The sequence below is a fragment of the Cumulibacter soli genome (assembly GCF_004382795.1).
Taxonomy (GTDB): domain Bacteria; phylum Actinomycetota; class Actinomycetes; order Mycobacteriales; family Antricoccaceae; genus Cumulibacter; species Cumulibacter soli.
Window position 1 is genome coordinate 362251 of sequence record NZ_SMSG01000002.1, and the last position, 21754, is coordinate 384004.

The following is a 21754-nucleotide window of genomic DNA, read 5'->3' on the forward strand; positions in this document are numbered from 1 at the left end:
TAGCCATTGTCTTTCTGTTCGAACATTTGTACGATAGAACGACACGGCACACACGTTCATGAGAGGAGGCCGGAGTGACAACGACCCGCGAGGAAACCGACACCCTCCGTTTCGTCCCCGCCGACGCACGAGTGGCCGCCGCCGTAACTCCGGAAGGGGTGCGCTGTCTGCACGTCGCCTCCGACCTCTCCACACGCATATCTGAGAGTCTCGGTCGTTTCGCCGACGCCCTCGATGACCTGATCACCTTCGGTGAGCGCGGCGAACTCCTCGCTCTCGATCCCGCCTGCTTATTGAAGTTCGCCGCCGAACTGGAGAGCCACCGCGCCCGCAGCATCCAGATCGACAATTACGTGTATCAGGCCGCAGGTGACGACCTCGATCATTTCCGCAAGCACACCGGGGAAAGCAGCATCGCCCGCGGGCTGGCGACTCATCTGCGACTCTCCCTCGGCGAGGCATACAGCCGCGCCCGTCGCGCGCATGCGATGCTGCCGCGCGCTGATCAAGACGACGAGGAGCAACCCGCGCCATTACCCTCACTGACCGCTGCGCTCGCCCGCGGCGAGATCACCAGCGGTCAGCTCGACGAAATCGAGGCCGCGATGCGCCGCATGGGCACCATCGCCGACCTCGACTGCTCGCTTCTCGAACAAGCCGAGCAAACCCTCGTAGCCGACGCCGCCACCCTCAGCCCCATCGGTCTGCGCAAGACCGGTGAAGACCTTGATCGGGCTCTGCACGCCGATGAGAGCTGTCCCGACCCCAAGATCGCCGAGGCCCGCCGCGCGCTGACCATCGGCGCTCAACGTCACGATGGCACCTATGCCATCACCGGATACCTGACCGCACCGGTAAAAGCACAGTTGGAGTCTGTCCTGTCGCCGCTGAGCGCGCCGAGGCCAGCCGCCGACGGCACTCCTGACGTACGCACAGCACCGCAACGACGGCACGACGCCCTTGGTGATCTCGCGCAGCGTCTTCTGGATCTCGCTGGCGTCCCGGCCAGTGGCGGAACTGCCACTACCGTGCACATCAACGTCGATATGGACGCGATTCTCGACGCGCTCAACATCACCGACACCTCAGAGGGCGTCAGCGCCGATCATGACGGCGGCGACGACGACCAACGTAATCCCACACATTCGGATGGTGGAGATGGTGCCGCCGTAAGCGAGCGCAACCGGTCACGATATGTGGGCCGAATCGCCGGCGGCGATCGCATCACGCTCGACGACTTCCTCCACCTCGCCGATGAGGCCTTACTGATCCCGACCTGGATGAGCGACACCGGCGGCATTGTCGCCTACGGCAGGGCGCGCCGGATCGCGACCGAGAATCAAACCCACGCCCTCATCGCCCGCGACCATGGCTGTTCGTACCCCACCTGCGACGCACCGCCAGATTGGTCCCAACGCCATCACGTCGTCGAATGGTGGCGCGACGGAGCAACCGATCTCAATAATCTCACTTTGGTCTGCGGCCACCATCATCGAAACTTCGAGGCCTCCGGATGGCGCGTCGACATCATCGATGGGCTTCCTTGGTGGACACCACCAGAACACATCGATCCTGATCGGGTTCCACGGCTGAACCCCAGGATACGAATACCTAGCCAGCACGAGATCGAGAACGTCGCACGTCAGGCCTCAGCGGCCCGCGCCAAGGCGCCCAAGAACCTACTTTTCCGCTATTCAGCCGATTCAAGCGATGGGGATGGTCTCGATCCCGTTGATGACCTCATTCCGCTCCTAGCCGCACACGTCAACAACCCGCACCAACGCAATCGGTTCCACCAAGAGCTCGCCGACCTCCTCGCGGCCTACCTCGATACCGGCTCCGCTATCCCCGCCGGCACCGGCGCCGTCGCATGACTCGCCGATCAGCAGTCGAGAAGTCTCGAGAAGTGAAGACGCATGGGCTGGAATAACCCTCCGGTCTCCTGGTCGGAGCTAGAGCGACGCCTCTCCGGGACCGAGCAGGTCCACGGCCACCCCATTCCCGACGGCGGCGACTCCCCGGGCTGGAGCAGGCACCGTCCGCCGTACGAACCTCCCCCGGAGGGGCCGCAACGGCCGACCGGACCAGTCGTGCCGTACGCCGAACTGCACTGTCACTCGAACTATTCCTTTCTCGACGGCGCAAGCCATCCCGAAGAGCTCGTCGAAGAGGCCGTCCGCCTCGGGCTCACCGGCCTGGCCGTGACCGACCACGACGGATTACAAGGAATCGTGCGTATGTCCGACGCGGCGCAGGAGTACGACCTGCCTACCGTCTTCGGCGCCGAACTTTCCCTGGAGTTATCCGGTCCGCAAAACGGCATCCCCGATCCAGAAGGGCCCCACCTGCTCGTGCTGGCTCGCGGTGTCGAGGGCTACCACCGTCTCGCCGGCGCGATCACCGATGCGCAACTCCTCGGCGCCGAGAAAGGAAAGCCTCGCTATACGTTAGAAGCACTTGCCGAGCGTGCCGACGGCCACTGGGCGATACTCACCGGATGCCGAAAAGGTTTGGTCCCTCGCGCCCTGGCCGGCGCCCATGGTGAGCTGCTCGGCGCCGCCGGGAATGCCACCCGCAGCGAACGGTTCGCTGCCGCCCGCGCCGAACTCGACCGGCTCCAGTCGTTATTCGGCGCCGACAACATCATCGGTGAACTGTTCACTCACGGGCATCCACTTGATGACGAACGCAACGACGCGATCTGGCAGCTCACTCAGAACGCGGGAATACCGGCGATCGCGACCAACAACGTGCACTATGCGATACCGCAACGGCGACGTCTCGCGATGGCTGTCGCTGCTGTCCGCGCGCAGCGGAGCCTGCATGAACTCGATGGGTGGCTGCCGGTCACCGGTCAGGCGCACTTGCGCTCCGGCGCCGAAATGCAGCGACTGTTCGCGCCGTACGACCAGGTGGTGCAACGGGCCGCGGACCTCGCCGCAGAGCTCGCGTTCCCGTTGAAATCGGCATCCCCGCAACTACCGCACCTCAGCACCCCGGACGGATACGACCTCATGGGGTGGTTACGTGAACTCACCTGGCGCGGAGCCCGCGAGAAGTACGGGCCCCGGGAGAACCCAAACCATCCCGATGCCTATCCAAGACTGGCGCAAGAACTCGACGTCATCGAGAGCAAGGACTTTCCGGGCTACTTCCTGATCGTGCACGACATCGTTCAGTTCGCGAAGAAGAACGGGATTCTCTGCCAAGGTCGCGGGTCGGCCGCGAATTCCGCGGTCTGCTACGCCCTCGGCATCACCGGCGTGGATTCGGTGCTGTACAAGTTGCCGTTCGAACGCTTCCTCTCCGCGGTCCGCAATGAAGAGCCCGATATCGACATCGATATCGATGCGCGACGCCGCGAAGAAGTCATCCAGTACGTTTACGCCACGTACGGACGCCGCAACGCCGCCCAGGTCGCGAACGTCATCACGTATCGTCCGCGGTCCGCGGTCCGCGATATGGCCAAGGCGCTCGGTTATAGCGTCGGTCAGCAGGATGCCTTCGCCAAACGCATCGACGGTTGGCACGCCGTCCAGGCCGAGGAGAACGTGCGATCGGCTGATGACAATGATCCGGACCGGATTCCCACCGATGTACTTGAACTCGCGAACGAACTGCTGAAGTTTCCGCGCCACCTAGGAATCCACTCCGGCGGGATGGTGCTCACTCGCCAACCTGTCGGCGATGTGTGTCCCATCGAGCACGCGCGCATGAAAGACCGCACCGTACTGCAGTGGGATAAGGACGACTGTGCCTCAATGAAGCTGGTGAAGTTCGACTTGCTCGGCCTCGGCATGCTCTCGGCGCTGCGGTACTGCATGGACACGGTCGAAGAGCGTCTGGGCGAGCAATGGACTCTGTCCACGATCCCGAAAGAGGAGAAGGGCGTCTACGACCAGGTCTGTCGCGCCGACACGGTCGGGCTGTTTCAGATCGAAAGCCGCGCTCAGATGGCAACCCTCCCCCGGCTACGCCCGCGATCCTTCTATGACCTGGTGATCGAAGTGGCGTTGATCCGTCCTGGCCCCATCCAAGGCGGCGCGATCCACCCCTACATCCGCCGCCGTCGAAAACTTGAAGAAGCGACCTATGAGCATCCCCGGCTCGAACCCGTCCTAGAACGCACCCTCGGCATCCCACTGTTCCAAGAGCAACTCATGCAGATCGCGATGGCGGTCGGCGAGTGCAGCGGCGCGGACGCCGACCTGCTCCGACGCGCGATGGGCTCCAAACGCGGCGTGGAGAAGATCGAAAGGCTGCGCGCCAAGTTGTACGCCGGGATGGCCAGCAATGGGATCACCGGAGCACTCGCCGACAGCATCTACGACAAGATCGAAGCCTTCGCGAACTTCGGATTCGCCGAAAGCCACTCCATCTCATTCGCGCACCTGGTGTACACGAGCGCGTGGCTGCGACTGCACTACCCCGGCGCTTTCCTCTGCGCGCTACTGAAAGCGCAGCCGATGGGCTTCTATTCACCGCAGAGTCTCGTTGCCGACGCCAGGAGGCATGGTGTCGAGGTACGCCGTCCCGACATTCAGCTTTCCGGTACGCATGCCGACCTCGAAGCGCTCGTAGCGCACCCAGGGCCGACGGGAGATCCTCGCTGCATCAGCGATCCGGAGATCACCGAGGGATCTCTCGAGTGGGAGCCGGACGGCGAGTTCGACAGTGATGCACACCGACGCGACGGGCATTACGCCGTACGACTTGGGTTGTCCTCGGTACGCGGGATTGGCGATAGCGTGGCCGATCGGATAGTCGCTGCCCGTGGCGGCGGGCAGTTCACCGATATGGCAGACGTCGCCCGTCGGACCGGGCTCACCAGTACTCAACTGGAGGCTCTAGCCAGCGCCGGCGCATTCGAATCCTTCGACCTTGAGCGTCGTCAAGCCCTCTGGGAAGCCGGTCCAGCTTCGCGCGAGCACACCTCGAAACTACCTGGATCCGGATCGCCGCTTACCGCTCCCGACTTACCGTCGATGAACGCCGCCGAACTGAGCATGTCCGATCTGTGGGCGACCGGCATCACCCCCGACAGTCATCCGATGGCGAGCCTTCGCGACGAACTCACCGCACGAGGAGTGCTCGCCGCCGCCGACCTGAAGCGCACCGCTAACGGCACCCGGATCCGGGTCGCAGGGGTCGTCACTCATCGGCAACGCCCGGCAACGGCCTCTGGGGTGACCTTCATGAACCTCGAGGACGAGACCGGCATGGTCAATGTGGTGATCCCGGTTCCGGTATGGAACAAGTACCTGCGCGTGGCGCGCGACTCCTCAGCTTTGGTGATCCGCGGCGTGGTGGAGACGAACGACGGGGCGATCAACCTCGTCGCCGAAACCTTAGAGCGGTTATCGATCAACGGCTCCGGAATCGCGCCAACACGCACGCTCCCGCGGATGTCCCGCGACTTCCGCTGAGGATGCCGACGATGCCGTTGGGGATGCCGACTACGCCCGACGCGGGATACTGAACGAGCGTTAGGTAAGGTCGCGAGAGTTTCGCGAGGCCGCCCTTGACCCGACGGCTTCCCCGAAGGAGGAGAAATGAAACGATCCCTCAAGTTGGCTTCCGGGCTAGCGGCGTTCAGCCTGCTGCTTGCAGGCTGCGGCGACGCACCCGACAAGGCTGCCGAGCCGAGCAACGAGTACGGGGACACCATCGAGTTGGCCAACGACTTCGACCCCAACGGACACTTCGACTGGGCTAATGCGTCCTACGTGTCCAGTTGGGATCCGAACCAAAGCATCAACGGCGGCGACATGATCTGGTACGAGCAGATCTACGACCGGCTTCTGCGCGAAGACTTGAACGGGCAGATCGAGCCGATGCTGGCCTCCGAGTTCACGCCATCCGAGGACGGCAAGACCCTGACGCTCACGTTGCAGCAGGGCCTGAAGTTCTCCGACGGAACCGCACTGGACGCCGAAGCGGTGAAGTTCAACCTGGACCGCGCACGCGGTGAGGACAGCAAAATCGCCGGCGACCTGTCCATGGTCGAATCCGTTGACATCGTCGACGAGCAGACCATCGAGTTGACGACCAACGGGGCGATCGGCGGCCTGCCGACCGCCCTAGCGACTTCCTCGGGAATCATGGTCTCCCCGGCCGCGGTCAAGGCCGGGACGCTCGAGACGAAGCCCGTCGGAATCGGTCCGTACATCGCCACCAACATCACCTCTGGCGACAGCGTCGAGTTCGAGAAAACGCCCGATTATTGGGATCCCGACGCGCAGCACGTCGAAAGCATGACCTACCAGACGATGTCCGACGACCAGACCCGGATGAACGCGTTGAAGTCGGGTGAGGTTGACGGTGCGGCAATCCGCACCGATTCGATCGACGAGATCGGCGAGGCCGGATTCACGCCCGTCGTGAAGCCGTCCTCGCTATTCCTGTACCTCATGCTGAACACGGCGAAAGAACCCTTCGACAAGCCTGAAGTACGCCGGGCCCTGAACATGTCGATCAATCGCGAGGAGATCTCCCAGGGCCTCTACAACGGGTACTGCACGCCGCAGGTACACCCCTTCCCCGAAAGCGGTCCCGGCTACCCCGATGACATCGGCGACGGACTCGACGACCTGCCGTACGACCCCGAGAAAGCCAAGGAGATGCTGAGCGACGCCGGCGTGACCGAGCCGGTGAACATGGTGATCTCGGCGTCCAACATCACCATCTACACCCAGTTCGCCGAAGTCATCCAGCAGCAACTCGCCGAGGTCGGTTTCGATATGGACGTGCATTCACTGCCACCGGGCCCACAGGTGCAGGAGTTCGCGATCGACAAGACCGCCGAAACCTTGGTGTCCATGTCGACCGGGATCAACGATCCCAGCGTGATCGGCCAGCGTTATCTCTCGCCGGATGCACTGTTCAACCCGGGCTTCGCCGAGTACCCCAAACTCGACGAACTCTGGGCAGAGGGTTCCTCCTCGCTGGATCCCGCCGTCCGCGAACCCGCCTACGAGAAGTACGTCGAGGAATGGATCGCAAACCCACCGCATCTGATTCCGGTATGCCTGGTACACAACGCATCGGCGTACACCGACGCCGTCTCCGGCGTCACTCAGCAGTCCAACGGCTTCCCCGGATTGCGCGGTGTTGCCGTTGCCGAGGAGTAGTTACCGCATGAATCGCGCCGGGCTGAGCCGCGAGCTCAGCCCGGTGGGGTCCTGCTCTCCGCCGAGGATCGACACGGCGAGATGAGCTGCGGCCGGAGCACTCTGGATTCCGTACCCGCCCTGGCCCGCGAACCAGAAGAAGCCGTCCACCAGCGGATCGAATCCGATCACCGGGAGCCGGTCTGCGGAGAAACTCCGCAGTCCCGCCCACGACGTGCGCACGTTTCGGACCTGCAAGTCGGTGGCCTCGTTGATCGCCTCGATCGCGCGGGCGATATCGACGTCCTGCGGGCGGACGTCATGCGGCTGGTCGAGGGTCTCGTCCGCTGGTGAGCACAGGAAGTCCTCTCCCTCGGGTTTGATGTAGAACGTGTTGTCGATATCGGCCGTCATCGGCACCCGGGCACCGGTCGCCGTAGCGCCGGGGACGGTGAACAGCGTTCGCCGAAGCGGCTGCAAGCCCACGGTCGCCGCGCCGTGCATCGCCGCGACGACATCCGCCCACGCTCCGGCGGCGTTAATCACCAGCGGGGCCCGGTATCGGTTGCCGCGGGTGTCAGTCAGCACCCACACCTCGTCCTCGCGATGTGCGGTCACGATCCGCGCATCGGTGAACACCTCGCTGCCAGCGGCGATACCGTGCCGGTATCCCTGATGCAGACGATGTACGTCGATCTCCATCGCCGCTGGTTCGTACATCCCGCCGGCGGCCCACTCCGCTCGCAGATGTGGATTGAGGGCGCGAACCTCGGCGGCATCCAGCCGTTCGATCGACGGCACGCTCGACCGCAACTCGCCGTACTCGTCATTCAGGGCGTCCAGCGAGGATTCCGGCGCCACCCACAACAGCCCGAGATCTGATAGCGGCGAGTCACCGATCACCTCAGGTGGCGAGGTGAAGAAGTCACGACTCGCACTGGTCAGGGTGCGGATCTCCGGCGGACCATAGGACTCCAGATAGGTCGCCGCCGAGCGACCCGTGGTGTGTACGCCAAGCGTGCCTTCCATCTCCAGCACGCCGACGGACATGGACTGGCTCAGCTCGTACGCCAGCGATACTCCCGCGATGCCGCCACCGATGACCAATGCTCCAAAGCGCCTCATACCGGCATGGTACGTATTTAGCGCAATCGTGCAATAACCGCGAAAAACTAGGCGCGCGCCCGGTCCAGGATCGCGTCCAGCATTTCTGTCTGCTCGACCCGCTTCGGGGCGGTGGCGTTGATCGCGGCCTGGGCCGACAGCCCGTCCATCAGCACATGCAACTCGCGGGCCAACTTGCGCAGGTTCACGCCGTCGGCCAACTCGCCACGCCCTCGCGCTTGGTCCAGGAATGCCAGCACGCGCGATTGGTATCCGCGATTGATCTCATCGGTAAACAACGCGATGAGTTCGTCGTCGCCGACCGCCATCCCCCAGAAGCTGATCTCGATCCGCGCCAACAACACACGCCGCGCATCCAACGGCAAACACTGCAACATGAACTCGCGCAGACCTTCCAAACCCTCGAGTTTCGATCGCTCCATCCGTTTGACGACTTCGGTATGCGCGGCGAGCATCGCATTAGCCATGATGTCGCTCTTGTCTTTGAAGTAGTGCGCGAGCACCCCACTGGAGAACCCGGCCTCACGAGCAATCTCCCGCGTGGTCGCGTTCGCTATCCCGATCCGGTCAATCACTCGCCAGGTCGCGCGAATGATCTCTAGCCGGCGCTGCTCGTGATCGACGATCTTCGGCACATGACCCCCATTAGTCGGCGGTGTCTCCGGCGAGATCCGCTCAATCAACATAAGCGACGCAGCCGCGATCCCTGGGCGGAACCCGCCGTGAATCACCACCGCGAACACGGAAATTGGTGGGTTTACACGATCACGACCATCGGCTACTTTATTTTGAACCTCCGATATAAAACCCGCATGAGACAGGGGTCCTGATGGTGATCGAACCACCTCGTTCGGTGACGCAGCCGAACGACCAGGCGCTGCGCGCACGCGCGCGACGGGTCATTCCCGGCGGCATGTATGGGCATATGACGGCCGGCCCCATCGTCCCGCCCTCCTACCCGCAGTTCTGGGATCACGTTGATGGCCCCTACGGCTGGGATGTCGACGGCACCCGCCACATCGACCTACTGTGCGGGTTCGGCCCGATGGTGCTGGGTTACCGCAACCCCGTCGTCGAGTCGGCGGCCGCGGCGCAAGCGGCGTACGGCGACACGATGACCGGCCCATCGGCGCGGATGGTCGAACTCGCCGAACTACTGACCGACACCATTGCGCACGCAGACTGGTCAATGTTCGCCAAGAACGGCACCGACGCCACCGCGACCGCGGTCCGCATCGCCCGCGCGGCGACTGGTAAGACCAAGTTGCTCAAGGCCACTCCGGCGTACCACGGCGCGAACGACTGGTTCACCCCGATGCTGTCCGGTGTCGCGCCAGGGGACCGCGCCAACATCGACTACTTCGACTACAACGACAGCGCATCGCTCGAGGCTAAAGTTGCCGAGCATTCCGGCGACATTGCCGCCATCATCCTCACCCCGTTCCAGCACGATTCCCGTAAACCGCAGGAACTCGTCGACCCCGAGTTCGCCCGGGCCGCCCGCACCCTCACCACCGGCGAAGGCGCGGCGCTTATCCTCGATGAAGTCCGCACGGGCATCCGTCTCGATCTGCGCGGCGCCTGGGAAACGATCGGCGTCCGCCCCGACCTCACCGCCTACTCCAAGGCCATCGCGAACGGACACCCGATCGCCGCGGTCGTCGGCATCGACGCCCTCAAAGAAGCCGCCAGCAGCATCTATGTCACGGGCAGTTTCTGGTATTCCGCCGTGCCCATGGCCGCCGCGAAGGCGACCATCGAACACGCGCTCGCCATCGACGCGCCGACGCGGATCGCATCGGCCGGTGAGCTCCTGAAGCGCGGTATCGAGGAACAAGGTGCGCACCTCGGCGCACAGATCAGCGGGCCGCTGCAAATGCCGTATCTCAGCTTCGCCGACGATCCCGAACTCACCGTAGCGATGGCTTTCACCGATAGCGCGATACGACACGGCGTACTGATGCACCCGTGGCACACCATGTTCCTCTCTACCGCACACACCGAGGACGTCATCGACGACGTCTTGAGGAGAACCGCGCGCGCGTTCGACGAGATCGCCGTGCTCAAGAACTAGCTCGATCCCAGCCATACGAGGAGTCCACCATGTTCGGAAAGTTGGTCGCCCGCCGGCCGCGACGAGCGCTCGCTCTCGCCTCGACCCTGCTGCTCGGCGCAAGCCTGACGGCGTGTTCCCCACCGACCTCGGACGAGGGAGGTGGCGGCGGCTCGGATGAAATCATCCTTGGTCGTTCGATGGACACCACCACCCTCGACCTCAGCCGGAACTTCTGCGACAGCTGCCAGATCTACAACGGCGCCGTCTACGAGACTCTGCTGACCGCGACCGCCGCTGATGCCGAACTCGAACCCCTACTTGCCGAGAGCTGGGAAGCAAACGAGGACAACACCGAGTTCACTTTCCACCTGCGCGACGATGTCACCTTCGCCGACGGTTCACCGCTGGAGGCAAAGGATGTCAAATGGTCGTGGGAGCGTCTGAAGAACATCAAGGGGAACGCCAGCTTCATGATGGACGGCGTGAGCGGGATCGATACCCCTGACGAGCACACCGTCGTAGTGCACAGCGAATACCCGAACTCGGCATTCTTCAACATTGCTTCGGCGTCCTACATGGGCATCATCAACTCGGACGTCGCAATCGAGAACGGCGCGACCGCCGACGAGAACGCGGAGTCCAGCGATGAGGCCGAACAATGGTTCATGGCGAATTCCGCCGGCTCCGGGCAATACGTTCTCGATTCCTACCAGGAAGGATCCTCACTGGTCCTTACCCAGAACGAGAACTACTGGGGCGAAGAGCCGAACTTCTCGAAGGTGACCATCAAGGACGTCGCCGACTCCTCCTCACAACTGCAGCAGCTACAGCAGGGCGACATCGACGTCGCTATGCAGCTAAGTTTCGATGCGCTCGACCAAATCGAAGCAGACGACAACATCGCCTCTGAAGTCGTGCCGACGTACAACTTCGTCTACGTCGCCCTGTCCCCCGGTGCCCCGGGAGCGCCCGAGGCACTGGGCGATCCCGAAGTGCGCGATGCGATCCGCAAGGCGATCGACTACGACACCGTGATCGATGCGGTCGTCGCTGGACATGCAGATAAGCAGTCGACGGCGATTCCGAACGGATTCGATGGTTCGGCCGATCTGCCGCTGCCCGAGTACGACGTCGCGGCCGCCAAGAAACAGCTCGCAGATGCCGGGTACGCCGATGGGTTCGATATCGACGTCACCTTCCCCACGTTCACCATCTACGGCGTCAACTTCAGCACCATGTTCCAGTCGATCCAGCAGAGTCTTTCCGAAGTCGGAATCACGTTGAACCTGAATCCGATCGAGTACTCGGCATGGAGCGAACAGCTCGGCAGCGCCGGTATCCCGATGACCTCGGTGTATTACGCGCCGGACCATCCGGACACTGTCCAGTACGCGCAGTACTTCTCACGCGCCGAAGGCGCCACGTGGGGTGACCGCGCCGGTCTGCCGGCAGATCCCAAGCAGACCGACTTGATGGCCGATTCGCTGGCGCAGACCGGGGATGAGCGTCTGGCGACGCTGACCGAACTCGGTCAGGCGATGTACGACGATGCGATCATTCTGCCGATCGCTAACCCGCAGGTCATCCTGGCAAATGGCACCAATGTGGAAGGCAATAACTACCACATCACCCACAACATCGACCTGGAGCAGTTGACGTTCACCGATTAACCATTCAACGGCGCCAGGCGAGCATTCCTCGGCTGGCGCCGTCGGATCGGTGTCCGCTTTGAGAGGACTCGATGCTTCGATTCACGCTGAAACGCCTGGCTCTCGTTCCCTTCTTGCTCTGGGGAATCGTGACCATCGCGTTCTTCCTGTCTCACTCGATCTCGAGTAACCCGCTCGCTTCGATCGTCGGCGAGCGGAACCTCAACAATCCGCAGATCGTCGCGGCGGCTAAGGCGAAATGGGGCTTGGACGAGTCCCTGGGCATGCAATACCTGCTATATCTGAAGAATCTGTTGCAGGGCGATATGGGGACGTCGTTTCGCACTCGTCAACCCGTGCTCAGTGACCTGACCACCCGCCTGCCCGCGACCTTCGAACTCGCGCTGGCGGCGCTGCTGATCGGGGTCCTGCTCGGGATCGTGCTGGGCATGCTCGCTGCGCGTTTCAAAGGCAAGGCGCTCGACAGCGTCATCCGCGTGCTCGCACTGACCGGTTCCTCGCTCCCGATCTTCTGGGTCGGCCTACTGTTCTTGTTCCTGTTCTACGCGACCCTGGGTATCGCACCCGGCCCCGGACGGCTGTCGGCCCGCGTCGAGCCACCGGACTTCATCACCGGCTTCTATACCGTCGATTCACTGCTGGCCGGTAATGGTCCGCTGTTCTACGACGCGTTCATTCACCTGCTCATGCCCGCTTTCGTGATGAGTTTGCCACTGCTGGGCACGGTGATCCGGATGGTCCGCGCCCAGATTCTGCAGGAGGAGAGCGCGGACTACGTGCGGACCGCCCGCGCCAAGGGCTTAACCACCACACAGGTGCTGAACCGTCACGTGCTGCGCAACGCGATCACCCCGGTCGTGACCATCATCGGAATATCGATCGGCATGTTGATCATGGGAGCGGTCCTGATCGAGACCATCTTCTCCTGGAACGGAATCGGCACGTACGCCGTGGAATCCGCGCGCTCCCTCGACTTCCCCGCTATCACCGGCGTCTGCCTGGTCGGCGGTGCCATCTTCCTGCTGGCGAACCTCCTGACTGACCTCGCGTACGCCGTGATCGACCCGAGGGTGAGGCTGCGATGAGTACCGTCCCCGATGCTCCCGCCGCGTCCAACCTGACTACCGGCGGACACCAAGCCTCGCTGCGGGCACGAATCAAGCCGTTCATTCGACCGCAGATCGTCTTCGGTGTCGTGATGATCGCGCTCTGGGCGCTCATCATCGCGCTGGCCGGCGTGATCTCCCCACACGATGCATTCGCGGCATCCGGCCCACGACTGCAATCGCCCTCCGGCTCGCATCTTTTCGGTACCGACGCGCTCGGGCGGGACGTGCTGTCTCGCGTCCTGCACGGCGCGCGCCAATCCATCCCGATTGCCGTGCTCACGATCGTGATCGCCGTCGTCATCGGCAGCCTGCTCGGCGCACTAGCCGGGTTCTTCGGCGGGATCTGCGATGCCGTCGTGATGCGACTAGCCGACATCACCATGGCGTTCCCGCCGATCCTGCTCGCCATGGCAGTCGCGGCAGCGCTCGGACCTGGTCTCTGGAATGCCTTCATCGCGATCGTCATCGTGTGGTGGCCGATCTACGCCCGCCTCGTACGAGGGCAAATCCTCTCGATCAAAGAACGCGAGCACGTTACCGCCGCTCGCGCGATCGGGATGGGTCGCGCGAAGATACTGCGAAAGCACGTGCTGCCGCATTCGCTCACCCCGATCGTGGTCAGCGCGACGATCGACCTCGGCACGATCATCATCATGATCGCGTCACTGAGCTTCCTCGGACTGGGCGCCCTGCCGCCCTCTCCTGAATGGGGCGCGATGATCACCGACGGCGCGGCTAACTTCTATCAGTGGTGGATCGCGGCAGGACCAGGCTTAGCCATGGTCTCGATCGTGCTCGCGGTGAACTTCCTCGGCGACGGTATGCGGGATGTGCTCGATGTACGAACGAGCGGCCGATGAGCACGGACTTAGGCACGAAGGAAGCAACCATGCCACCGCAGCGGCCGGTACTGGACATCCGCGATCTCTCGGTCACCTTCAGCACCGCGCGCGGCGAAGTGCACGCCGTGCGGGGCGCGACGCTGGCGATTCAACCGGGTCAGACGGTCGCGCTCGTCGGCGAGTCAGGATCGGGCAAGTCCACGCTGGCCGCGGTGCTTTATCGACTACTGGCCGAGAACGCAGAGATCACCTCGGGATCGGTCACCTTCGACGGAACCGACCTGCTGGCGATCAGCGACAAACAAATGAACGACGTCCGAGGCAAGCAGATCGGCCTGGTTCCGCAGGACCCGATGTCAAACCTCGACCCGTTGATGACGATCGGCAAACAGATCGCTGAAGTATTCGTGATCCACGGGATCGCGAAGGGCAAGGAAGCTACCCGCCGCAGCATCGAGCTGCTCGAGATGGTTGGCATCGATGATCCCGCTCGCCGCGCGCGTCAGTACCCACACGAGTTCTCCGGCGGGATGCGCCAACGTGTTCTGATCGCGATGGCGCTGGCATGTCAGCCCACCTTGCTGATCGCCGACGAACCCACCTCGGCACTCGATGTCACCGTGCAGAAACTCATCCTCGACCAATTAGCCGAGTTGACCACCTCGATGGGTACGACCTTGCTGCTGGTCACACACGATCTCGGACTCGCCGGCGAGCGCGCCGATCACATGGTGGTGATGAACAAGGGACAGATCGTCGAGTCCGGCCCGGCGGCGCAGATCCTCACCGACCCGCAAGACGGGTACACCAAGCGCCTGATCGCCGCCGCGCCCGGCCTGTTGACGGACTCACTGGTCGGATCGGCGCCCGAAGGCGAACCCGTGATCGAGGCCAGCGGGATCACCAAACGCTACCGAGTGCGTTCTGGTCTGCTTCGACGTACGGACTTCACCGCCGTCGATGACGTGTCGCTGAGTGTTCGACGCGGACAGACCGTAGGTATCGTCGGCGAGAGCGGATCCGGAAAATCCACCACCGCAAAACTGTTGCTGCAACTCGAAGGAGTCACCTCCGGTGAGATGACGTTCCGCGGTCGGACGGCGACACGATTGTCCGGCGAAGATCTACTGGGGTTCCGGCGGCAGGTCCAGCCGGTGTTCCAGAACCCGTACGCCTCACTCGACCCGCGATACAGCATCGGGGACGCGATCCGTGAACCACTGGACGTGCATCGCATCGGCACCCTCACCGAGCGAAATGCTCGCGTGGTGGATCTGTTGGAGCAGGTCGCGCTAGATGGCACGTACGCCGATCGATACCCGCACGAACTGTCCGGCGGACAGCGGCAACGCGTCGCGATCGCCCGCGCACTGGCACTCGATCCCGAACTCGTCGTCCTGGATGAGGCCGTCTCGGCGTTGGATGTGCTGGTGCAGGAACAGATTCTGGAGCTTCTCGTCGACTTGCAGCGCCGCCGGTCGCTGAGTTATGTGTTCATCAGCCACGACCTCGCAGTCATCAGAATGATCTCGCACTACGTGCACGTGATGCGTGCGGGCAAAGTCGTCGAGAGCGGCACACCGCAAGACATCTTCGAGAACCCGCAGCATGAGTACACCAAGAACCTGCTCGCCGCGATCCCTACGACCAAGCTGTAGCCAGCGCGTCTGGAAGGAACCCGCATGACCTCCCCTCTCGGCACCGTCGCCGCGTTCGGCCCGTACATCATCGACGTCCTCGGTCGTCCCGTCAGCGAGATCCCGCCCGGTCAAGGCGGCATCGTGCTGGACGAAATCAAGATGACTGTCGCCGGAACTGGCGGCGGCGCAGCGGTCGACCTCGCCAAACTCGGCTGGGACGTCGCGGCGTACGGCGCGATCGCGACCGATGCACTCGGGGTGTTCCTGCGCGCGCAACTCGAGCAGTACGGCGTCGACACCTCTGGATTGGCCGTCAAGGACGGCGTACAGACCTCGTCGACGATTCTGCCGATCCGCGCCAACGGCGAGCGGCCCTCGATGCATGTGCGCGGCGCGACCGCGCTCATGCACCCGAGCGACCTCGATCTTGAGGTCCTACACCACGCCGACGCACTCCTCGTTGGCGGCCCCGAAACCATGCCGCACTTCCTCACCGAGGACGGGATCGCCGTCCTCTCGGGATTCCGCGCGCTCGGTAAACCCGTGTTCATGGATCTGTTGCACTCGGGAGCTCCCGCCGAGCAAGCGACGCTGCTGGAACTGATCGCGCAGACGGATTGGTTCATGCCGAACGACGACCAGTTGCGCGCGCTCACCGGACTCGATGACCTCGTTGAGGCCGCACGCAGTGTGCTCGCGGTCGGGGCCGGTGCCGTGGCGGTCACCACCGGCGCCGACGGCGCGCTACTCGTTCGCAATGATGCTGAACCGGTGACCGTGCCCGCGTTCACCACGCGTGTGGTGGACACGACCGGTTGTGGGGACTCGTTCAACTCCGGGATGATGACGGGGATCCTCATCGGCTGCAGCGCTGAGGACGCCGCGTTGATCGGCTGCGCCTGTGGCGCGTTGGTGGCTTCGGGTTTGGGCTCGGATGCCGGGATCACCGACCTCGACGGCGTCCTGGCCGTCATCGCCGGTGAGAACGCCGATGCCGCCGCGCGCATTTCGGCGCGGCTAACCGAACGGAGCACCCGATGAGCGAGCACGATGTACTGGCCTCGCGTTGCCGCGATATCGCCGAGCGCGGCGTGGCGCTCGGCGGCGCCGGGAACGTCAGCATCCGGGTCGGCGACACCGTACTGATCACCCGCGCCGGGCTGCGACTCGAACGCGCCACCGCAGCGGACATGTGCGCCCTCACCTTGGATGGCGAACAACTCAGCGGTGCACGACCCTCCTCGGAGACCGGGCTGCATTTAGGGATCTATCGCCGTTCTGAGGCCCGCGCCATCGTGCACACGCATAGCCGCGTGTCCGTGGCCGTGGGCCTGGTCCTCGACGAGTTACCGCGAGTGCACTACAACATTCGACGTCTAGGCGGCCGGGTGCCGACCGTCCCGTACTACGTATTCGGTTCGGCAGAACTCGCCGACGCGGTAGGCGATCAGGTCGCGGCCGGCCACGCGTCGGTTCTCATGCGCAACCATGGATCGGTGAGTTGCGCGAGTTCGCTGGCGGAAGCGATCGAGTTCACCGAGATGACGGACTGGCTGTGCGATGTCTACCTCACGGCCCGGCAACTCGGCGAGCCCTCGGTGCTATCTGCCGAACAACTCGACGAGGTCGCCGCCCAGGCTGCGCGACTCGACTACGGATCGGCGTGACCTAAAGAATCCGCAGCCCCTCTGACCCGCCCGATCACTACGCTCGCCTTCGTCCGGATCGTCACAATTGGACGCCGCGGGTAAGTGCGCCGTCGATGACGAGGTTCGTACCGCTGATAAAACTCGCCTTATCGGAGGCGAGGAACACCACGCCGGCAGCGATCTCCTCCGGACGCGCCATCCGGCCGGTCGGGTTCAGGCCGAGTGCTGAGTCGAAAAGGGTCGGATCGCCGTTCTCGATGGATTCCCACACGCCGCCCTCGAAGTAGGTATTGCCCGGGCTGACCGTATTGGCGCGGATGCCTTCTGCCGCGAGGTTGTACGCGAGCCCCTGCGTGTAATGCACGATCGCGGCCTTCATCACACCGTACGGTCCCGCGGTGAAGTCGATCTCCCGACCGGACACACTTGAAATGGTCACGATTGACGGGCAGTTCCCGCGGCGCAAATGCGGCAGAGCGGCCTCCACCAGCCGTACCGACCCCATCATGTCGACGCTGAATGAGCTCTGCCAGTTCTCTGGCGTATCGGGGATCGCCAGCGCGCTGACATTGGCGACCACGATATCGATTCCGCCGAGTTCTGCCGCACACGACGCTACCCATGCCGTCAGCGCCTGCGGGTCGCCCACGTCCACAGCGCTACCGTGAACCCGTCCCCGCTCCGCGAGTTCGTTCTGCGCGGCGGCGACGCCGTCCGGTGTTCGGGCGCAGAACGCCACCTGCGCGCCCTCGTCCACCAAAGCCTCGACGACGGCTCGACCAATTCCGCGGGTACCGCCGGTGACGAGTGCACGACGGCCAGCGAGGTTGAGTTCCATGGCGGGTCCTCCGAACTAGTAGGTGATGGTGCCGAGCGTGCGCGCGGCCTCGCGCATCCGCTGGTGCATGCCGCCGTACGCCGAAACTTCTGGCAGCAACGATTTATCGATCTTGGTGACAGCGCTGAAGTTCGTATCGACCACGTTGGCGATCGGCACCTGCCCGATCTGTGCCACCAACTGGTAGGCATCGATCGGATCGAGACCGTACAGGTCGCCGAGCCAACCGACCATGTCAACCTGGCTGATCCGCCAGGCATCCTCGAGTGGGCGGCCCGAACCGATCACGCATAACGCGTCATCGGTTTCCAACCGTGGCCAGGCGCCGCCTCCACCCTTGATCAGATCCACGATCACGGTGACGTGCATGGCTCCCTCCACTGCGGTGCCGCACGACTCCCCCTCGCCCTGCCGGTAGTGGCCATCGCCCAACGAGAACAGCGCGCCATCGACGTTGACGCTCAAGAAACATGTGGTGCCGGCGCGCATCTGTGGCGTGTCCATATTGCCGCCGAAGGCATCAGGCACCAGCGAGGTGCGGACTTCCCGGGCCGCAGGGGCGACGCCAACAGTGCCGAGCATCGGATTGGCCGGCAGATCGAGCACCAGGTCGCTGCCCTGTGCGGCGTACCGGACGGTGTCGGTCTGGGCATCGTATTCGTAGATATAGGTGCGTTCGTCGAGTGCGGGCTGCAGCGTGGGGTTCTGCGGCGTACTCGTCAATCCGCCGAAGTATGGGATCAGCGCCGAGGCACCTTGGGTATGCGCCGGCGTCAGATCGACGATGTGGATCGCGAGCGTGTCGCCAGCCTCGGCGCCGTTGACGTAGAACGGACCGGTCTGTGGGTTCAGTTCCGTCGGGACCAGACACTCGGAGGCCTTATCGTGCAGCGAGGAAATTCGGCCGCAGTACGCATCCTGGCACCACAATTGCATGGCCGTGCCGGGATTGATCTTGAGGACAGGATCGACGCCACCGAACGTGAAGGCGTACTGATCGGGACTGGGTGCGAACGTCACGGTCTGCATCGGCGACTCCTCGAACGGTGGGCGCCGACCTCCGCCGGATCGAGCCCGTGCCTAGATCACACCCCATTTGCTCCGATCTGGCTAGTCGCCGACGTACAGCGCCTAGTCGACGACGCCTCGCGCATGAAGTGCTTCGCCGGTACGTCGTGCCTGGGAGATCATCCGAATCACCATCGGGGACAGGATCGCGCGCGGGTTGCGTTGTAGCCCGCGGGCTTTTGCGGCCATCCGAGTTTCCTGGGCGATCTGTACCGACAGCGGGATCGCGCGCAGCATCAGCGAAAAGGCCAGCGCGACCGCGTCGGGGTTCACGCCCACGCGCCGCAGCGGACGTATCGCCCGCGTGACAACGTCCAGCACCTCATCGACCGGCGTCGTCGCGGTGATCACCGTGGCCAGCACGGCCAACGCCAGCATGTCACCGCTAACCGCGAGCGCCTGTTCCCAGCCATGCTGCCAAGCCAGATACCCCGCGAGTGCGGCCATCATGACGATGAGCATCAGCAGACTGCGCAACAGCCGCCACAGCCGAATCCGAGCGAGCGCGGCGATCCCGACGGACAGTGCCAGTGCCGCTACCGCGCTCGGCCAGCCGCCGATGATGGCCAGCGCGATGCCGAGCACCAGCAACGTGCCGAGTTTTACCCCCGCCGACAGCCGGTGCATGATGCTCGAGCCGGGTTGGTACGCCCCGATCAGCACACGTCCTCCAGTACGGACGCTCGGTACCACTCCACCGCGTCGGTGGCGGGCCCGTCGTACGCAATCTGAGCGTCGGCCACCACGATTCCACGCTCGCATCGCGCGGCAAGGTCGAGATCGTGGGTGACGATGATGACCTGCTGCGGTAGGGACATCAACAAATTGCCGATCCGTCGAGCGTTTCGCAGATCCAGCAGCGTGGTCGGTTCGTCGGCGACGAGAACGTCGGGGCTCGTCGCCAGTACTCCGATCAGGGCGAGCATCTGGCGCTGCCCACCGGACAGCCCGTGCACGGTCTGGTCGGCCAAGTGATCGAGTCCGTGTTCAGCGAGGACGGCGAGCGCTGCCTCTCGCCGTTCGGTCTTACTGCGATGTGTACGCCGCAGCGACAAGGCGACGTCCTCGATCACGGTGGGCATCACGATCTGCGCGGCCGGATCGGTGAACATGAACCCGACCTTGCGGCGCGCCTTGACGCCATCGCGCACGACGTCGAGTCCATCGACCAGTACCCGCCCGGAAGTGGGCTCGATCAGGCCATTCAACAAGCGGGCGAGCGTGGATTTGCCCGATCCGTTTTCGCCGATGAGCGCGATGCGGCGCTCGGGCAAGTCGAGGGTGACCGGCTGCAGAATCGTACGTTCGGCCGTTGCGGTGGGCACGGTGACGCTGGCCCCGGCGAGGGTGATCAAGCGGCTGCCGGCCTCTTGCGTCGCGCCAGGATGTCCGGGAAGGCGCGGTGCACGGCGGTGGCGACGATGGCCATCAGTACGCATTTGATCAAGTCACCAGGCCAGAACGCCAGGTCGGCGGTGAACGACTCGGACCACGTCAGCCCCGCCCGCAGGTGCATACCGACGATTCCCATCCCGTGGCTGAGGATCGTGCCGGCCACGCCGGCGATGAAGATCGGCACGGCGCTGCGGCGCGTCAGCCGACTGACCAGGTAGCCGACGAGAGCTGCCATGAGTGGCATGGCCAGGATGTAACCGGCCGAGGGTCCGGTGATCACGGCGATGCCGGCGCGTCCCCCGGAGAAGATCGGCAGCCCCGCGAGACCGACCGCCAAGTAGAGCAGGACGGCGAGAACGCCGCGCACCGGACCGAGGACGGCACCGGTGAGCAAGATGGCGAACGTTTGCAGCGTGATCGGGACCGGCCCGGCGATGGTGATCGCGGGCAGGATCGCACTCACGGCAATCAGCGCCGCGAACCCGGCGATCAACGCGATATCGCCCGCGGAAAAACGCCGCCGTGACGGGCTGCTTTCGACCGGGGTCTGTTGTGAACTTATGGCGCTCATGGGGCGGTTCGTGCCTTCCTCGCTATCATCGACCCGAACATTGTTCAGGACGACTTGAACGGTGTTCAGGTTAGACTGCTCGAGGTGATTCGCCAAGTCCCGGAGGTTTGTGATGCGGTACACCCTCGCCGATGTCATCCGCCGCGCCCTGACGGTGCTCGACGAGTACGGGTTGGCGGACCTATCGATGCGACGCCTGGCATCCGAACTCGGCGTCCAGCCAAGCGCCCTCTACCACCACGTCGCCAACAAACAGCAGTTGCTGGCGCTGCTGGCCGACGAGGTACTTCGCCGCGGCGCACGCCCGATCGACGAGGACGCGCCGTGGCCGGAGCAGGTCAAGGCGATCTGCGTGATACTGCGCGATGCGATGTTGGCATGGCGCGATGGCGCCGAACTCGTCTCGACGGTCTACGCGTTCGGGCTCGGCGCCAATTCACCGGTCGAGCAGTTGATAACGACGCTGCGGGCGGCGGGATTCGCCGAGTCCACCGCGCTCACCGGAGCGAAGGCGCTGTTGTACGTGACGTTCGGCCACACCGGCGCCATGCAGACGCACCTGCAGGCTGCCAGCGCCGGCGCTATCGAGGCGCCCGTCGACATCACCTCGCACGACGATCTCGCTGCCGCGTTGGAGTTAGTGACGACCGGACTGCGCGAACATCTGCGCAGCGAGGCCTAG

General features: G+C 64.0%; 18 protein-coding genes. 11 read left to right on the top strand and 7 right to left on the bottom strand.

The window, feature by feature from the left end; all coding sequences use genetic code 11:
* Nucleotides 1-74: 74 nt before the first annotated feature.
* The 3 genes from E1H16_RS05455 (at nucleotide 75) to E1H16_RS05465 (ending at nucleotide 7130) form a co-directional block, all read left to right on the top strand.
* Nucleotides 75-1874, top strand: a complete 1800-nt coding sequence (locus tag E1H16_RS05455; protein ID WP_134322677.1) for an HNH endonuclease signature motif containing protein — start codon at nucleotides 75-77, stop codon at nucleotides 1872-1874.
* Nucleotides 1875-1916: 42 nt separating this feature from the next.
* Nucleotides 1917-5426 carry an error-prone DNA polymerase gene (locus E1H16_RS05460; RefSeq protein WP_134322678.1) on the top strand — a complete coding sequence of 1170 codons (3510 nt, stop codon included), beginning with the start codon at nucleotides 1917-1919 and terminating at the stop codon, nucleotides 5424-5426.
* Nucleotides 5427-5552: 126 nt separating this feature from the next.
* On the top strand, nucleotides 5553-7130 hold the full coding sequence (locus tag E1H16_RS05465; protein ID WP_134322679.1) for an ABC transporter substrate-binding protein: 1578 nt from the start codon (nucleotides 5553-5555) through the stop codon (nucleotides 7128-7130).
* Here E1H16_RS05465 and E1H16_RS05470 read toward each other — a convergent pair whose 3' ends face one another.
* Complete coding sequence (locus tag E1H16_RS05470) at nucleotides 7131-8234, bottom strand: NAD(P)/FAD-dependent oxidoreductase (RefSeq protein WP_134322680.1); 1104 nt, start codon at nucleotides 8232-8234, stop codon at nucleotides 7131-7133.
* A 47-nt stretch (nucleotides 8235-8281) separates the two neighbouring features.
* A complete protein-coding gene (locus E1H16_RS05475; protein ID WP_166741636.1) occupies nucleotides 8282-8869 on the bottom strand; it encodes a TetR/AcrR family transcriptional regulator in 588 nt (195 codons plus the stop codon).
* A 194-nt stretch (nucleotides 8870-9063) separates the two neighbouring features.
* On the opposite strand from E1H16_RS05475, the gene E1H16_RS05480 reads away from it, so the two are divergent.
* The 7 genes from E1H16_RS05480 (at nucleotide 9064) to E1H16_RS05510 (ending at nucleotide 17218) form a co-directional block, all read left to right on the top strand.
* Nucleotides 9064-10308, top strand: a complete 1245-nt coding sequence (locus E1H16_RS05480) for an aminotransferase class III-fold pyridoxal phosphate-dependent enzyme (RefSeq protein WP_134322682.1) — start codon at nucleotides 9064-9066, stop codon at nucleotides 10306-10308.
* Between the two features lie 29 nt (nucleotides 10309-10337).
* Entirely contained in the window at nucleotides 10338-11960 is a 1623-nt protein-coding gene (locus E1H16_RS05485) for an ABC transporter substrate-binding protein (RefSeq protein WP_134322683.1), read from the top strand.
* Between the two features lie 71 nt (nucleotides 11961-12031).
* A complete protein-coding gene (locus E1H16_RS05490; protein WP_134322684.1) occupies nucleotides 12032-13045 on the top strand; it encodes an ABC transporter permease in 1014 nt (337 codons plus the stop codon).
* Nucleotides 13042-13929: an ABC transporter permease gene (locus E1H16_RS05495; protein WP_208378868.1), complete on the top strand. Its 888-nt coding sequence runs from the start codon at nucleotides 13042-13044 to the stop codon at nucleotides 13927-13929. The genes E1H16_RS05490 and E1H16_RS05495 overlap by 4 nt, the downstream gene beginning before the upstream one ends.
* Nucleotides 13926-15569 (top strand): ABC transporter ATP-binding protein, encoded by a 1644-nt coding sequence (locus tag E1H16_RS05500; protein WP_134322685.1) that lies wholly within the window; start codon nucleotides 13926-13928, stop codon nucleotides 15567-15569. The genes E1H16_RS05495 and E1H16_RS05500 overlap by 4 nt, the downstream gene beginning before the upstream one ends.
* Before the next feature lie 24 nt (nucleotides 15570-15593).
* Nucleotides 15594-16592 carry a carbohydrate kinase family protein gene (locus E1H16_RS05505; RefSeq protein ID WP_134322686.1) on the top strand — a complete coding sequence of 333 codons (999 nt, stop codon included), beginning with the start codon at nucleotides 15594-15596 and terminating at the stop codon, nucleotides 16590-16592.
* A complete protein-coding gene (locus E1H16_RS05510) occupies nucleotides 16589-17218 on the top strand; it encodes a class II aldolase/adducin family protein (protein WP_134322687.1) in 630 nt (209 codons plus the stop codon). Before E1H16_RS05505 ends, E1H16_RS05510 begins: the two co-directional genes overlap by 4 nt.
* Nucleotides 17219-17279: 61 nt before the next feature.
* On the opposite strand, the gene E1H16_RS05515 is transcribed toward E1H16_RS05510, so the two are convergent.
* The 5 genes from E1H16_RS05515 to E1H16_RS05535 all read right to left on the bottom strand — a co-directional run bounded on the left by E1H16_RS05515 (nucleotide 17280) and on the right by E1H16_RS05535 (nucleotide 21072).
* Nucleotides 17280-18038 (bottom strand): SDR family NAD(P)-dependent oxidoreductase, encoded by a 759-nt coding sequence (locus tag E1H16_RS05515; protein WP_134322688.1) that lies wholly within the window; start codon nucleotides 18036-18038, stop codon nucleotides 17280-17282.
* Nucleotides 18039-18053: 15 nt separating this feature from the next.
* Nucleotides 18054-19067, bottom strand: coding sequence for an acetamidase/formamidase family protein (locus E1H16_RS05520; protein ID WP_134322689.1), 1014 nt, complete (start codon nucleotides 19065-19067; stop codon nucleotides 18054-18056).
* A 102-nt stretch (nucleotides 19068-19169) separates the two neighbouring features.
* A complete protein-coding gene (locus E1H16_RS05525; protein ID WP_208378869.1) occupies nucleotides 19170-19769 on the bottom strand; it encodes an energy-coupling factor transporter transmembrane component T family protein in 600 nt (199 codons plus the stop codon).
* Nucleotides 19763-20431, bottom strand: a complete 669-nt coding sequence (locus E1H16_RS05530) for an energy-coupling factor ABC transporter ATP-binding protein (protein WP_243837683.1) — start codon at nucleotides 20429-20431, stop codon at nucleotides 19763-19765. Before E1H16_RS05530 ends, E1H16_RS05525 begins: the two co-directional genes overlap by 7 nt.
* Before the next feature lie 26 nt (nucleotides 20432-20457).
* A complete protein-coding gene (locus tag E1H16_RS05535; RefSeq protein WP_134322692.1) occupies nucleotides 20458-21072 on the bottom strand; it encodes a biotin transporter BioY in 615 nt (204 codons plus the stop codon).
* A gap of 112 nt (nucleotides 21073-21184) precedes the next feature.
* On the opposite strand from E1H16_RS05535, the gene E1H16_RS05540 reads away from it, so the two are divergent.
* Nucleotides 21185-21754 (top strand): TetR family transcriptional regulator, encoded by a 570-nt coding sequence (locus E1H16_RS05540; RefSeq protein WP_134322693.1) that lies wholly within the window; start codon nucleotides 21185-21187, stop codon nucleotides 21752-21754.